At 42.7% G+C, this 14,272-nt stretch carries 17 protein-coding genes, 1 riboswitch and 1 other annotated feature; of the genes, 14 read left to right on the forward strand and 3 right to left on the reverse strand.

Annotated elements, in window-relative coordinates:
* The first annotated feature begins 7 nt into the window (after positions 1-7).
* The 6 genes from MHI41_RS06275 (at position 8) to MHI41_RS06300 (ending at position 6,644) form a co-directional block, all read left to right on the forward strand.
* A complete protein-coding gene (locus MHI41_RS06275; protein WP_008346229.1) occupies positions 8-1,021 on the forward strand; it encodes an ABC transporter ATP-binding protein in 1,014 nt (337 codons plus the stop codon).
* Positions 1,018-2,637, forward strand: a complete 1,620-nt coding sequence (locus tag MHI41_RS06280; RefSeq protein WP_008346227.1) for a peptide ABC transporter substrate-binding protein — start codon at positions 1,018-1,020, stop codon at positions 2,635-2,637. The genes MHI41_RS06275 and MHI41_RS06280 overlap by 4 nt, the downstream gene beginning before the upstream one ends.
* Positions 2,638-2,751: 114 nt before the next feature.
* Positions 2,752-3,693, forward strand: a complete 942-nt coding sequence (locus MHI41_RS06285; protein WP_008346224.1) for an LD-carboxypeptidase — start codon at positions 2,752-2,754, stop codon at positions 3,691-3,693.
* Complete coding sequence (locus MHI41_RS06290) at positions 3,690-4,769, forward strand: dipeptide epimerase (protein ID WP_017367086.1); 1,080 nt, start codon at positions 3,690-3,692, stop codon at positions 4,767-4,769. The genes MHI41_RS06285 and MHI41_RS06290 overlap by 4 nt, the downstream gene beginning before the upstream one ends.
* Complete coding sequence (locus tag MHI41_RS06295) at positions 4,769-5,686, forward strand: NlpC/P60 family protein (RefSeq protein WP_019743453.1); 918 nt, start codon at positions 4,769-4,771, stop codon at positions 5,684-5,686. Before MHI41_RS06290 ends, MHI41_RS06295 begins: the two co-directional genes overlap by 1 nt.
* A complete protein-coding gene (locus MHI41_RS06300; RefSeq protein ID WP_017367088.1) occupies positions 5,676-6,644 on the forward strand; it encodes an oligopeptide/dipeptide ABC transporter ATP-binding protein in 969 nt (322 codons plus the stop codon). Before MHI41_RS06295 ends, MHI41_RS06300 begins: the two co-directional genes overlap by 11 nt.
* A 53-nt stretch (positions 6,645-6,697) precedes the next feature.
* Here the strand turns inward: MHI41_RS06300 and MHI41_RS06305 are convergent, their stop codons facing one another.
* Positions 6,698-7,558 carry a dimethylarginine dimethylaminohydrolase family protein gene (locus tag MHI41_RS06305; RefSeq protein ID WP_342494651.1) on the reverse strand — a complete coding sequence of 287 codons (861 nt, stop codon included), beginning with the start codon at positions 7,556-7,558 and terminating at the stop codon, positions 6,698-6,700.
* A 178-nt stretch (positions 7,559-7,736) separates the two neighbouring features.
* Here MHI41_RS06305 and MHI41_RS06310 point away from each other — a divergent pair, with 178 nt between their 5' ends.
* The 5 genes from MHI41_RS06310 to MHI41_RS06330 all read left to right on the forward strand — a co-directional run bounded on the left by MHI41_RS06310 (position 7,737) and on the right by MHI41_RS06330 (position 10,617).
* The gene (locus tag MHI41_RS06310) at positions 7,737-8,258 is read left to right on the forward strand and encodes an acyl-CoA thioesterase (RefSeq protein ID WP_008346212.1); all 522 of its coding nucleotides are present in this window, start codon (positions 7,737-7,739) and stop codon (positions 8,256-8,258) included.
* A 114-nt stretch (positions 8,259-8,372) separates the two neighbouring features.
* Positions 8,373-8,699, forward strand: a complete 327-nt coding sequence (locus tag MHI41_RS06315; RefSeq protein ID WP_017367090.1) for a PadR family transcriptional regulator — start codon at positions 8,373-8,375, stop codon at positions 8,697-8,699.
* 4 nt (positions 8,700-8,703) lie between these two features.
* Positions 8,704-9,456, forward strand: coding sequence for a hypothetical protein (locus MHI41_RS06320; protein ID WP_342494652.1), 753 nt, complete (start codon positions 8,704-8,706; stop codon positions 9,454-9,456).
* 110 nt (positions 9,457-9,566) lie between these two features.
* Positions 9,567-10,055, forward strand: coding sequence for a small multi-drug export protein (locus tag MHI41_RS06325; protein WP_017367092.1), 489 nt, complete (start codon positions 9,567-9,569; stop codon positions 10,053-10,055).
* A gap of 16 nt (positions 10,056-10,071) precedes the next feature.
* Positions 10,072-10,617 (forward strand): GNAT family N-acetyltransferase, encoded by a 546-nt coding sequence (locus MHI41_RS06330; protein WP_046343353.1) that lies wholly within the window; start codon positions 10,072-10,074, stop codon positions 10,615-10,617.
* 18 nt (positions 10,618-10,635) lie between these two features.
* Here MHI41_RS06330 and MHI41_RS06335 read toward each other — a convergent pair whose 3' ends face one another.
* On the reverse strand, positions 10,636-11,679 hold the full coding sequence (locus MHI41_RS06335; RefSeq protein ID WP_326114323.1) for a trifunctional transcriptional activator/DNA repair protein Ada/methylated-DNA--[protein]-cysteine S-methyltransferase: 1,044 nt from the start codon (positions 11,677-11,679) through the stop codon (positions 10,636-10,638).
* A gap of 199 nt (positions 11,680-11,878) precedes the next feature.
* A riboswitch (guanidine-I (ykkC/yxkD leader) is annotated at positions 11,879-11,988 on the forward strand.
* A 66-nt stretch (positions 11,989-12,054) separates the two neighbouring features.
* On the opposite strand from MHI41_RS06335, the gene MHI41_RS06340 reads away from it, so the two are divergent.
* Both MHI41_RS06340 and MHI41_RS06345 read left to right on the forward strand, forming a co-directional pair.
* On the forward strand, positions 12,055-12,384 hold the full coding sequence (locus MHI41_RS06340) for a multidrug efflux SMR transporter (protein ID WP_017367095.1): 330 nt from the start codon (positions 12,055-12,057) through the stop codon (positions 12,382-12,384).
* Positions 12,381-12,695, forward strand: a complete 315-nt coding sequence (locus MHI41_RS06345; RefSeq protein WP_017367096.1) for a multidrug efflux SMR transporter — start codon at positions 12,381-12,383, stop codon at positions 12,693-12,695. The genes MHI41_RS06340 and MHI41_RS06345 overlap by 4 nt, the downstream gene beginning before the upstream one ends.
* 33 nt (positions 12,696-12,728) lie before the next feature.
* On the opposite strand, the gene MHI41_RS06350 is transcribed toward MHI41_RS06345, so the two are convergent.
* Positions 12,729-12,914 carry a hypothetical protein gene (locus MHI41_RS06350; protein ID WP_017367097.1) on the reverse strand — a complete coding sequence of 62 codons (186 nt, stop codon included), beginning with the start codon at positions 12,912-12,914 and terminating at the stop codon, positions 12,729-12,731.
* A 163-nt stretch (positions 12,915-13,077) separates the two neighbouring features.
* Between MHI41_RS06350 and purU the strand changes: the two genes are divergently transcribed.
* Positions 13,078-13,980, forward strand: coding sequence for a formyltetrahydrofolate deformylase (gene purU, locus MHI41_RS06355; protein WP_250026554.1), 903 nt, complete (start codon positions 13,078-13,080; stop codon positions 13,978-13,980).
* A 43-nt stretch (positions 13,981-14,023) separates the two neighbouring features.
* Positions 14,024-14,242, forward strand: a binding site (T-box leader).
* Positions 14,243-14,272 lie beyond the last annotated feature (30 nt).

The following is a 14,272-nucleotide window of genomic DNA, read 5'->3' on the forward strand; positions in this document are numbered from 1 at the left end:
TGGCGCTATGAGAAAAATGCTTCGGATTATCGATCTGCATGTCAGCTTTCGGACATATGGCGGTTCTGTTCAAGCGGTACGCGGAGTGAATGTGGATGTGTATGAAAAAGAAACCCTCGCCATTGTCGGAGAATCAGGCTGCGGAAAAAGTGTGACGTCTCAAAGTATCATGCGGCTTCTCCCTGCATACAGCGCACAAGTCGATCAAGGGGAAATTTGGTTTCGTGATCGCAACTTGCTGTCATTATCTGAAAAAGACATGCGCAGCATACGTGGTGTCGATATCTCCATGATTTTTCAAGATCCTATGACGGCACTCAACCCGACGCTGACAATTGGAGATCAGCTGATGGAGGCTGCAAAAGTGCATCAGAAGCTGACAAAAAAAGAAGTGAAAGAAGAGGCGCTTCGTATGCTTGATTTGGTGGGGATTCCGCAGCCGAAAGAGAGGCTGAAGCAATATCCGCATCAGTTCAGCGGCGGCATGAGGCAACGGCTCATGATTGCAATGGCTCTTATTTGTGAGCCGAAGGTGCTGATTGCAGATGAACCGACAACTGCACTAGATGTCACCATACAGGCGCAGATTTTAGAACTATTTAAAGAGATTCAGAAAAAAACAGGCGTGACGATTATTTTAATCACACATGACCTAGGGGTCGTAGCACAAGTCGCTGATCGAGTGGCCGTCATGTACGGGGGGAAAATCGTTGAAGTTGGGACAAGGCGAGATATCTTTTACAGTCCGCAGCATCCCTATACAAAAGGGCTACTGCAATCCGTTCCAAGGCTGGATATGAAAGATGAACTCATTCCTATTGAAGGAAGCCCGCCTGATTTATTTGCCCCGCCAAAAGGATGTCCATATACCGATCGATGCCCGTCTGCGATGAAAGTGTGTGATCATATCATGCCGCATGAAACGCAGCGTTCACCTACACATGCAGTACATTGCTGGCTCCAAGATGAACGAGCGAAGCAAACGGTTTTATCTTCAACACAAAGGGGGAGTTTTTCATGAGAAAAACAGGTTGGATTCTCAGTATGTGCTTTATCGCAGTGATGCTGCTTGCAGGATGTACAGCCAATGAGCAAGCAGGCAAAGGATCTTCAAGCAAGGGCGAAGAGAAAGTTTTAACATTAAATAATGAAAACGAACCGACATCATTTGATCCGCCTATTGGTTTTAATAATGTGTCCTGGCAAGGGCTCAATAACTTAATGGAAGGATTAACAAGACTGAATGAAAAGCACGAACCATCTGCTGCCATGGCGGAAAAATGGGACATCTCAAAGGACGGAAAAACGTACACGTTCCATTTAAGGGATGGGATTAAGTGGTCAAATGGTGATCCAGTCAAAGCAAGTGACTTTGAATATGCGTGGAAGCGGCTGCTAGATCCAAAGACGGGCTCTTCTGCGGCATTCTTAGCTTATATGATTGAAGGAGGCGAAGCGTTTAACAGCGGAAAAGGGAAGAAAGAAGATGTAAAAGTCAAGGCTGTTAATGATCAAACGCTAGAGGTCAAGCTAGCATACCCGCAGAAATCTTTCTTAAATATGACCGCAAACCCTGCCTTTTTCCCGGTGAATGAGAAGGTAGCGGAGAAGGACCCGAACTGGGCCAAGGATGCGAAAACCTTTGTCGGTAATGGACCGTTTAAGCTGACAGAGTGGAAGCATGATGAAAGCTTTACAATGGAAAAAAGTGACACGTATTGGGACAAACAAACGGTCAAGCTAGATCAAGTGAAATGGCTCATGATCAGTGACCGAAACACAGATTACCAAATGTATCAATCAGGAGATTTAGATACGGCCTTCGTTCCGGCAGAACAAAGTGAAGACCTGTTAAAAAGCAAAGATGTGCAAATTGAGGATCAAGCAGGGCTGTTTTTTTATCGCCTGAATGTCAACATGGAGCCTTTTCAAAATAAGAACATTCGCAAAGCCTTTCAAATGGCGATCAACCCTCAGGATATTGTAAAGTATGTGACGAAAAATGAAGAGAAGCCAGCACGTGCCTTCGTTTCACCAGGAATTTTAGATTCAAAGGGTGAAGATTTCAGAGAAGCTGGCGGCGACCTTGTCAAACATGATACGAGTGAAGCCGTAAAACTATTAGAAAAAGGGTTGAAAGAAGAGAACTATTCAAAGCTGCCGCCCGTCACATTAACATATAGTACAAAGCCTGAAAATAAGAAAAAAGCAGAAGCCATTCAGCAGCAATTAAAAGAAGCGCTAGGGGTAGACGTGAAGCTTGCAAACATGGAAGCAAATGTGTTTGCAGAAGATCAAAAGGCACTCAAATTCCAATTCTCGCAAAGTTCATTTCTAGCTGACTATGCAGACCCAATCAATTTCTTAGAGAGCTTCCAAACAGGAAATGCGATGAACCGGACAGGTTGGTCAAATGATACGTATGATCAGCTGATCAAAAAGGCGAGTCAAGAAGCAGATGAACAAAAGAGAAATCGTATGCTGCATGATGCCGAGGCACTTCTGATGGAAGAAGCACCAATCATTCCCATTCATTTTTATAACCAAGTCTATTTACAAAAAGAAGGCGTAAAGGGCATTGTCCGTCATCCTGTTGGTTACATTGATTTGAAATGGGCACAGGTAGATGGAGAGTAAATGAAAAAATGAGAGAACGGGACGCTTTGAAAAAAGCGTCTGTTCCTTTATTTGTTCATGTTATGAAGAAGATGCCCATAGATTGAAAGAAACGAAGAGAAAGAGGGGATTGGCATGAACCATCTGCCAGTGGCACTTCAAACAGGAGATAGAGTGGGAATCATTGCACCAGCAAGCCCGCCTGATGAGCTGAAATTAGCAAGAGGTATTTCTTTTTTAGAAAGCTTAGGGCTAAAGGTGAAAAAGGGGAAGTATATCGACTCCCGGTATGGTTATTTAGCAGGTCATGATCATGAACGAGTGGAAGATATTCATCACATGTTTCAAGATCCAGACGTGAAGGCAGTGATTTGTGCTTGCGGAGGTTACGGAACAGGAAGAATTGCAGAAGCCATTGATTATGACCTCATTCGCCGGAACCCAAAAATCTTTTGGGGATACAGTGATATTACGTTTTTACATACAGCGATTCAGCAGCAGACGGGTCTTGTGACCTTTCATGGTCCAATGCTCTCCTCTGATGTGGGACTTGAGGAGGTTCATCCGTATACAAAAGATACCTTTTTACAGCTATTCACTCCAAAAGCCTTTTCGTATACGAACCACCTGTCACCTCTTCACACTTTTTATCATGGCACAGCTTCAGGCGAAATCACCGGAGGAAATCTTGCCCTTATTGTCACGACACTTGGTACACCTTTTGAAATTGATACAAAGGGGAAGCTTTTATTGATAGAAGATATTGACGAAGAACCATATAAAATCGATCGAATGATGCAGCACTTAGCATCTGCAGGAAAATTACATGATGCGGCGGGATTTATCATTGGTGATTTTCATCAATGTGAGCCGAAAAAGAAAGAGCAGTCGTTAACGCTCGATCAGCTATGGGAGACGTATATTGTCCCGCAACAGAAACCTGCACTTGGCGGCTTTCGGATCGGTCATTCATCTCCAAACTTCGCCATTCCAATCGGCGTGCAGGCTACATTAGATGCTACAGGGAAAAAACTGCATATTTCCCCAGGTGTTGCAGCGAAAGAGGCGATCAAATGAAAATCGTAGATGTTCGCACAAGCAGAACGAGTGTACCGCTAAAGAAGCCTTTCAAAACAGCATTAAGAACGGTGTATGATGCCGCATCTCTTATTGTGATCATCACCTATGATCAAGGTGATGTCAGCTATGGAGAGGCAGTGCCGACATCGGTCATTACAGGTGAAACACTGGAAAGCATCGACTATGCTATTTGCGCTGTGATGAGGCCGATCTTGATTGGGGCCTCATTGTCACAATATGAACAAATCTTTTCAGCGATCGACCGTGTACTTGTAGGAAACACGAGTGCAAAGGCTGCAATAGATATGGCGATTTACGATGGTTTAGCGAAGCAGGCTGGCCTGCCGCTTTATCAATATCTTGGTGGTTATCGCGATCAGCTGGAAACGGATTACACGGTTAGTGTCAACCGTCCGCTAGAAATGGCAGAGGATGCGAAGCAATATGCAGCTGAAGGCTTTCGTACCTTAAAGATCAAAGTGGGAAAAGATGATATAGATACGGATATTCAGCGGATCAAACGGATTCGAGAAAAAGTCGGGCCGGATATTCAAATCAGGCTTGACGCCAACCAAGGCTGGACATGGAAGGAAGCGATTGTGGCCATTCGAAAAATGGAGGCACTCGATATTGAACTAGTCGAGCAGCCAGTGCCTAAAGAAGACATCGAGGCTCTGCGCCGGGTGACGGAAGCAACAGACACATTGATTATGGCAGATGAAAGTATTTTTAGCCTCCATGATGCCATCAAGGTGTTAGAAACGAGAAGCTGTGATCTCATCAACTTAAAATTAATGAAAACAGGCGGTATCAAAAAAGCGCTGAAAATCAATAGTTTAGCAGAAGCATACGGCGTCAAGTGCATGGTTGGCAGTATGATCGAGTCAAAACTAGGGATTACCGCAGCCGCTCATCTTGCTGCAAGCCAGCCGAATATTACCCGTTATGATTTTGATGCGCCGCTTATGCTCAAAGAGGACTTAATAGACGGAGGAATTGTCTATCAAGGAAAAGATATTCTCTTTCCGCCGCATCATGGATTAGGCATTCAAGGAGTGAAAGGGGTCTTATGATGTTATATGAATCAAAGGTTCCAGTCGCAAATATATGGACAGCACCGCAGTCGCCGAGAGATATGGATCGACACGTTCTTCAAAGTTCCGTCCAGATCAAAGAATGGATTGATCAGCAAACATATGAACAGAAATTGGCCTTATGTGAAGAAAACCTTATTCAAACCCAAGTACTGCTTGGCGAACGAGTCATTGGGCTGGAGGAGACAGATGGCTGGATGAAAGTTGTCATCCCGCAGCAGGCAAGCCGGAAACACCCGCAAGGCTACCCAGGTTATATCCCTGTAGAGCAATTAAATGAAGTATCAGAGAGTGAACCACCTGCTAGTCCCTTGATTGTTTGTCAGAAAAAAGCGGTTTTATATCAAAACGGAACACCGAATATGGAGGTTAGTTTTCTAACAGAACTAGCACCTGTTGAAGAAATGAGCGATTCCTTTGATGTTCTGACTCCAGTAGGAAGAAGAGAAATCAAAAAAGAAGATGTGCGCCGCGCTTCATCACCTTCTTCTATGAGCGGTAAGGATGCTTTAGCCATAGGAAAACAATTTATTGGACTGTCATATTTGTGGGGCGGCATGAGCAGCTATGGCTACGACTGTTCGGGTTTTGTTTACAGCATGTACAAAGCGTGTGGATGTTTATTACCGAGAGACGCAAGTGACCAAGCAGTTCAAGGAACTCCAGTCGCATCAAACCATTTAGCGCCAGGTGATCTCATGTTTTTTGCCAATGACAATGGGAAGGGAGCTGTTCGCCACGTAGGGATGTATGCTGGAGATGGCATGATGCTTCACTCGCCTAAAACGGGCAGACAGATTGAACTTCTTTCTCTTTCTGGTACTTCATATGAACAGGAATGGGCAGGAACAAGGCGGTATTTGAAAGCTGAGAGGGGGAGATGTGATGGGAAGTGAACCACTTCTGCAAGTCAACAACTTAAAAAAGCATTTTCATCTATCGAAAGGAAGAACGTTAAAAGCATTAGATGGTGTCACCTTTCAGCTGAAACAAGGCGAAACCTTTGGTCTTGTTGGTGAGTCAGGCTGCGGTAAATCTACACTTGGAAAAGTGCTCATGCGGCTTTATGACCCGACAGAAGGTGAAGCTTTGTATGAAGGGAAAAGTCTCCATCACTTATCGAACCGAGAATCATTTGATTTCAATAGACAAATTCAAATGGTGTTTCAAGATCCGTATTCTTCTTTAAATCCTAGGCTCTCTGTAAAAGATATTATGCTGGAACCGATGGAGATCCACCAATTGTATGGCAGTCAAAAGAAAAGGCTCGCACGTGTGAAGGAACTGCTTGAAGCGGTGGGGCTAAGTCATGATTTTGCTACACGCTATCCTCACGAATTCAGCGGAGGACAGAGGCAAAGAATAGGGATTGCTAGAGCACTAGCCTTATCGCCAAAGTTTATCGTGGCAGATGAGCCGATTTCTGCACTAGATGTATCCGTTCAAGCTCAGGTCGTGAATTTGCTGAAAAAACTGCAAAAAGAAGAAGGATTGACGTTTTTATTTATTGCCCATGATTTATCGATGGTCAAATATATTAGCGATCGAATCGGTGTCATGTACTTAGGACATCTCGTGGAAATGACTAGCAGTGATGCTTTATATAAAACACCGCTTCATCCATATACACAAGCATTGCTGTCTGCTATCCCGATTCCAGATCCTGATGTGGAAGATAAACGCAAGCGGTTTATTTTAAAGGGAGAAATTCCAAGTCCAGTGAATCCGCCAAGCGGCTGCGTATTTCGGACAAGATGTCCTGCTGCAATGGATGTATGTGCGGACAAAAAGCCAGTATTACAAGCAGTCGAAGAAGGACATGAAGTGGCCTGTCATTTATATGATAGGAAATAGATAAAGGGAAGCAGACAAGCGTTTAAAAAGCCAGCGAGTAAACAAGCTGGCTTTTATGAACGCCTAATAGGTAATGTACAGCATCTAAAAGAGCCGCCGGATTTAATGATTTCTGAAAAATCCACTTCAATGACGGTGTAGCCGCGTGCTGTTAATGCAGCATTTGTTTCTTGGTTGATTGGTAAGCTGATGACTTTTTTCTGACCAATGGACAAAACATTTGGTCCAAGTGTGAACTGCTCTTGCTCACTTATTTCAATGAGATCATAATGCTTTTTGAGTATATGAAGATTCTTTTCCGTAAAAGCTTCAGGGTAAATCAATATCTCATGAGAAGAAAGAATATTCATCACACAATCAAGATGCAAAATGTGAGAAGGAAGATGAATAGGAATGATGTCGTGATTCGGCAGTTCTTTTTTGAGTTGCTGGATGGCGGCTAGATTTGTTCTTTTGCTGATCCCCACAAATACCCGTGTTTGGTCTACAAGCACATCGCCGCCTTCAATCGTTCCATCATCCAGCGTGATGGTTGTCCATCCTTTTGTCTGTGCCCATTCTTTTAAGGAATGTTCTTCTCCTTGTCTGACAGGGGCTGCCATGTTTGAAACAAATAAAGTCTGTCCAATTGTAAATCCAATATCCCGAGTGAAGACTTGTTCAGGGAATCGTTCATTTGCAGGAAGAAGGACAGGCCGGACATGATGGTTTTTCAGCGTTTGGATGAATTGCTTATGCTGCGTGAGGGCTTTGATTTGAGAAATATTTTCTCTTGCAAAATGCTTTTGGGTTTCATTGATGATCTGTTTAATTTCCATATAAATTGGACTGCATAAGAGGACTTCTTGTAAATCATCATATTCACTCATACATTGCGGCGTTTTATACACTTTCTCTGATTTCATAGAATCCATCAAAGGCCTCCTTGTTTATCGATAGTTATATTATTCCTCCTTCTAGTAAATGTTGAAACATTTCCGAAAGAAAATCTCTCATGAGAGACTAAAGCAAAAAGTTTAGACAAACCTAATAGAATAGTGTTTAATAAAAGTCGTTCCGCATCAACGAAAACAGCAAGAAGGAGCTATGACGATGAGTGAAGAAAATTTCAAATACTGCAAGGAATCAAAAGTTGTGAAAACCAGCAGGGTATTCCCCCTCGATACGAATAACCACCAAACGTTATTTGGCGGGAAATTAATGAGTTATATAGATGACATTGCTTCCATCTCGGCAGCAAGACACAGCCGTAGTGAAACAGTCACCGCATCAATGGATTCAGTTGATTTTTTAGAGCCGATTGGACAGAAAGAGTCCGTCTGCTTAGAATCTTATGTGACATGGGTCGGCACATCTTCTATGGAAGTATTCGTCAAAGTCATTAAGGAAAACTTGATGTCTGGAGAGCGCAGACTCGCAGCAACTTCATTTCTTACCTTTGTCTCGCTTGATGAAAACGGGAAGCCAAAACGAGTTCCACAAGTCATGCCGGAAACAGAGGAAGAAATCATGCTTCATCAAACAGCGAAGCAGCGGGCAGAGGAAAGAAAAAGCCGCCGAAAGCATAGTAAAGCTTTGGCTGACGCACTTGGGACGGATAAGCCTTGGGCGTAAAAATCACCCTTTAAGCGGTGATTTTTTTCTGAGTCGGTATCTTGCATGGCAAGATAGTGTGTGGTAAGATCAAACTATCTTGTCATGCAAGGTACTGAAAGTGGAGGATCGATGATGACACAATCAACACAAATGCTAAAAGGAATTCTAGAGGGATGCCTACTGTCGATTATTTCTGAAGGTGAAATTTATGGCTATGAAATGACAAAGAAGCTTGCGCACTATGGGTTTGATCAAATTAGTGAAGGCAGTATTTATCCGATCTTGCTGCGCATGCAAAAAGAACAACTAGTTCATACGTCCACAAAAGCATCGGCGAGCGGGCCGAAAAGGAAATACTATACGCTCACACAAAGAGGCGAAGAAGCGCTGACGGATTTTACCATGCGATGGAATGAGCTGTCAGGGAATGTAGAGCGATTATTACATAAAGGGAAGTGAGAAGATGGTAACAAAAGAAACGAGACACATCTTATTAGAGCTGCAACTCTATCTCATATCAAAAGGGAAAAATCAGGACGAGATCGACGAAGTGATGGATGAATTAACGACACACGCTGTCGAAGCTGAGAAAGAGGGGAAAACAGGGGAAGATGTATTTGGAGGAGATCCACGGGGCTTTGCTGATGAGCTAGCAAAAGAGCTCTCTAGAAATCATAAAGACTGGGTTCCGTTTGTCAGTGCTTTTTTAATTGGATCTCTTTTTTACATGATGTTAGCAGATGCCATCAGTCAAAGTTTATCGTATTCTTGGTATGCACTCATTGGTTATCCGCTCATCATAGTGGCCAATGTGATCATGACCATTGTGATGTTTAGAGCTTCTGCCTTTCAAACAAGCAGGAGGGCATTCTTTTACTTTTGGATATTAGGTGTTTTTCAGATGACAGCCTTGATCACAGTGAAATTATTGGACCAAAAACTTGGTACTCCTTTACTTGTGCTGACCTCGAGCCAAAGATGGTGCGTCATTCTTCTGTTGCTGCTGTGTATTGTCTTATTAAATGCCATATTAAAGGCGAATATGGTGTCGCTCATTCCGGTGATCTTCTTTGGACCGCAACTCCTATTCGAATGGCTTGGATGGACATCACCTCTCATGCTTCTTTTCACAAGTCTGGTATCCATTGTGATTTTAGTCTTGCTCACAATTGCTTTTTTACGGAAAACAAACAAGAAAAATGAACATTTAATGTAAATAGAGCACATCACTTGCGATGTGCTTTTCTTTTTCTAAAAAAATGTAGATATGGGATCACATTTTTCTTTACAATGAGAAGAGGACAAAAATGAAAAGGGGTTCTGTGATTGGATATTGTATGGGGGTATGTACTCGTTTTTATATTGGCTGCTTTACCTTTCTTTGAAGTGGTTGGTGTCGTTCCGCTGGGGATTTTAAGTGGTCTGCATCCTGTGACAACGGCAGTTATTGGATTCGTCGGCAACTTTCTTACCGTCTTGCTACTCATCGTCTTCGTGGACCGATTTAAAGCGTGGTGGCTGAAGAGGAAAGAGGAGAAACATGATGAAAAAGGAGAGAAAAAACAGCTGAAAGCCAGAAAGGTTTGGGAACGGTATGGTCTCCCTGGTCTGGCACTTATTGGTCCTTTTATTATTGGCAGTCATTTAGCGGCTTTTATGTGTATGAGCTTCGGTACGAAAAGAAAACAAGTCGCTATGTGGATGACGGTCAGTTTAATCATGTGGACCGTATTAGCAGCTAGTTTAACGGGTGCGGGCTTCCATTACTTTGCCCCAGATTCAAATGGGTTGTTCGGGGATATTTTTAGCAAGTAAGCAGGGGGGATAAAAAATGGCACATCAAACACGGATCGTGCTTGAAACAGAGCGCCTCAGACTGAGAACAATGGATGAAGACGATGCGCCTTTTTTATATGAAAAGCTGTTCCAAGATGAAGAGGTCATGAAGTATTATCCTTCACTAAAGGATGAAAAGCAGACAAAAGAGTGGATTGCTTGGAATCAAAAGAATGACCGCACGTACCATACATCCCTGTGGATCATTGAAGAAAAAGAAACGAAAGAACCACTTGGACAAAGCGGAATTGTTCTCCAAAACGTCGAAGGACAAACAGAGCTTGAAATTGGCTATATGCTAAAGAGATCCGCATGGGGAAAAGGATATGCTGTTGAGGCTGCAAAAGGCTGTCTTGCGTATGGTTTTGACGAAATGAAGGTGAGACGAATGGTCAGCTTAATTCGCCCTGACAATGAAGCGTCAGTCAAGGTCGCAATGAAAATGGGGATGAAAAAAGAAAAAACCATTTCAAAATGGGATCAAATGATTGATGTTTACAGTGTTACTCGTGACGGAAAAAGCGGCTCGCTTGAATCATAAGGAGAGCCGCTTTTTCTTTTATATACGCTGTTCTAACTGAAGTAAATATTTCTTTCGTTCGATTCCCCCGCCATATCCGCCAAGTTCACCGCTTGTTTGAATGACTCGGTGACAAGGAATGATGATGGCCAACTGATTGGCACCATTTGCATTTCCAACTGCCCGAACCAAATGGGGATCGCCAAGCATGATGGCAAGATCTCGATATGATCTCGTTTCGCCTGGCGGGATCTGTAAGAGAAGATCCCATACCCTTTTTTGAAAAGGGGTGCCATGTATAGAAAGTGGCACAGTAAACTGCGTGAGTTTCTTTTCAAAATATAAGGCCAATTCCTTTGCTAATTGCTGATGAACGTTTGTTTCTCCAACTAAAATACGGGCATGATGTTTTTTTCTGATGTTCTCAATTTCTCTTTCTAATCCTCGCCTGTCCATAAATTCAAGCAAATACACATGGGTTGCATCTGAAATGCTCATCATCCGCCCAATCGGAGTAGAAATAAAATTCGCATGCAAAATATTGACTTGCGCCTTTTTGGGTGGATTTCCCATGATTTTCGTAAAGGCATCATTGAAGGCACTGGAAGACTCGTAACCGAAGGTGACTTGCTGATCTATGACTTTTTTTCCGTTCAGAATCTCTTTAAACGCTAGCCCCATTCGGCGTGATCTAGCATATTGAACAAAGGTCATTCCATAGATTTCTTTAAATTTTCTCCGAGCTGTTGCAGAGTGAATCCCTAATTGTCGAAAATCTTCTTCTTTCCATCGTTTCTCAGGACTCTCTTCAACTGCTGATACAAGTGTTTTGACTTCTTCTGGAATGCTGTTAGGATATGTTAAAGGCGTGCATCGCTTACACGGCCGATACCCTGCAAGCAGCGCCTCCTCTGCTGTAAAGAAAAACTCGCAGTTCTCATATTTTGGTTTTCTAGCAGTACATGTGGCATGGCAGAAGATGCCGGTTGTTTTAATACCAGCAAAAAACGTGCCGTCATATTGCGGATTCTTATCAACAAGTGCTTGATAAAATTCGTGTTTTTGTTCGTCGGTCATCATCATTTGATCCACCTCTTGTTTTATTATATCAGTGATGTGGTCGTTCCTCTTTCTAACATTTAGTATACTTCGCTTTCATCCACTTTCTTTCGAAAAATGAACAAGTATATTTGAAGGGGAAAAGCAAAGTGGTAGACCGGCATATCAGGGTGTGATACACTTTTTCATACAGAATCGGCTCTATGCTAGATCTGATTATCATGAATTGGTTTTCTAGGGTTCCGTGCGGGCAGCGCAGTCTGGACCGAGAGAAAACACATAGGGTCTAGACAATAGACCGTATGGACACGGAGGGATAAAAGCCCGGGAGATTTGATCAAACGATCGATTTCCGGGCTTTTTTTATTGCTTGGAATCGGTAAGAAAGGAAGAGATCGAATGAAATGGGGAAACGTTTTGATTGCAGCCGTATTTGAAGTCGGCTGGGTAATGGGGTTGAAATATGCTGACTCTATATTGGAATGGAGCGCAACCATCGTTTGTATTGTCGTCAGCTTTTATTTACTCCTGAAAGCCACGACTGTACTTCCAGTTGGCACACTTTACGCCGTTTTCACCGGACTTGGAACAGCAGGTACGGTCATAGTAGGTATGGTCATGGGTGAGCCGGTACAGCTAGTAAAATTACTTTTGATCATGGTCCTTTTAAGCGGTGTATTAGGACTCAAATTAACCACAGGTGAAAAGAAAGGGGAGGCTGAATCGTGAGCTGGCTTTTACTCATTGGGGCAGGCATCTTAGAAATGCTTTGTGTCACCATGATGAATCAATTCCAGAAAGATCGCCATGTCAAATGGATTTTCTTCATAGCAGCTGGATTTTCGCTATCCTTTCTGATGCTGTCTCTTGCGATGAATACAATTCCGATGGGAACGGCGTATGCGATTTGGACAGGAATCGGAGCAGCTGGAGGAGCGATTGTCGGAATGCTGTTTTACGGTGAGTCAAAAGATGCAAAACGTATTTTCTTTATCGCACTGATTTTATCGGCAGCGGTCGGGTTGAAAATCATTGAATAAGAAAAGGCTGGCACATGTTTGCCAGCCTTTTTGCTACATCGAAGGATGATTGGAATCGTTTTCATTTTTGCGGTAAAGCTGACTCACAAGCAGAAAACATACACCAAATGTAAGTAAAGGAATGAGTCTTTCTCCGGTCATAAATAGATAAATGCCCGTAATGAGACATACGATGCCGAGCCAAAAGCTCACTTTACCAAACAAAGTCATGCTTTTCATCTCCATCACTCCTTTTGTGATAAAAGGTCTATTCATATTATATCACGCCAGGTGCAGAATTGAATGAATATTCAATAAAAAATACGACGCTTAATTGCTTTTTCTCTTTCCAGTCCAGTATAATATTTCATTAGAATGAAAAACGTAAATGAGGTCATAAGACATGAGAACATTGATTACAGAGAAACTTGAATTACACAGACAAAAGCATGAGCAAAAAGGAAGGCTTTTAGTCAGCTGCCCGGATCAGCCTGGTATTGTGTCAGCTGTTTCTACTTTTTTATTTGAACATGGAGCAAACATCATTGAATCTAGTCAATACACAACAGATCATGAGAGCGGCCGGTTCTTTTTAAGAATTGAATTTGATTGGAAAGACATTTCTGCCAACTTAGATCAATTGAAAAGCTGTTTTGAGCCAATTGCGCAATCATTTCACATGACGTGGAGCATGTCGCGTGCAAGTGATCTGAAAAAGCTAGCGATCTTTGTGTCCAAAGAGCTTCATTGTTTACATGAACTTTTATGGGAATGGCAAAGCGGTAATTTAATGGCTGAAATAGCGGTTGTCATCAGCAATCATGAAACGGCAAAAGATACAGTCGAAGCACTCGGCATTCCATTCCATTTCGTGAAGGCAAATAAAGACATTCGTCAAGATGCAGAAAAACAACAGCTTGCATTATTAGAAGAGTATGACATTGATGCGGTTGTGCTAGCTAGATATATGCAAATTTTGACGCCAGCCTTTATTGAACAGCATCCGAACAAAATCATCAATATTCATCATTCCTTCCTGCCAGCGTTTATCGGTGCAAACCCATACAAGCGGGCATACGAGCGGGGAGTCAAATTAATTGGTGCGACTTCTCATTATGTCACCAATGATTTAGACGAAGGACCAATCATTGAACAGGATATTGAGCGGGTAGATCATAGAGATGATGCAGAGGCATTAAAAAATATTGGCCGCACGATTGAGCGCAGCGTGCTTGCCCGTGCTGTCAAATGGCATCTAGAAGATCGAATCATTGTCCATGAGAATAAAACGATTGTGTTTAATTGACCGCTTGACTTTTCTGAAGCAATTGGTGATAATATAAAAAAATTAACGAGCGTTGAGAAGGAATAGTAAGCAGGACCTGCTGTGTAAAGAGAGCAAATGACATGCTGAAACATTTGCCGCAGCCAGCTGCTGAACCTACCCTTTGAGCCTTAGAGGAAAAATCTAAGCGCATGCCTGGCGTTACAGGAGTTGAGTGGAATAAGCAGACGTATGCTTATTCAATGAAGGTGGTACCACGGAAAATCCCTTTTTCGTCCTTTACATAAGGAGAAAAAGGGATTTTTTATGTGGT

Source organism: Bacillus sp. FSL M7-0307, from assembly GCF_038627835.1.
Lineage (GTDB): Bacteria > Bacillota > Bacilli > Bacillales > Bacillaceae > Bacillus > Bacillus altitudinis.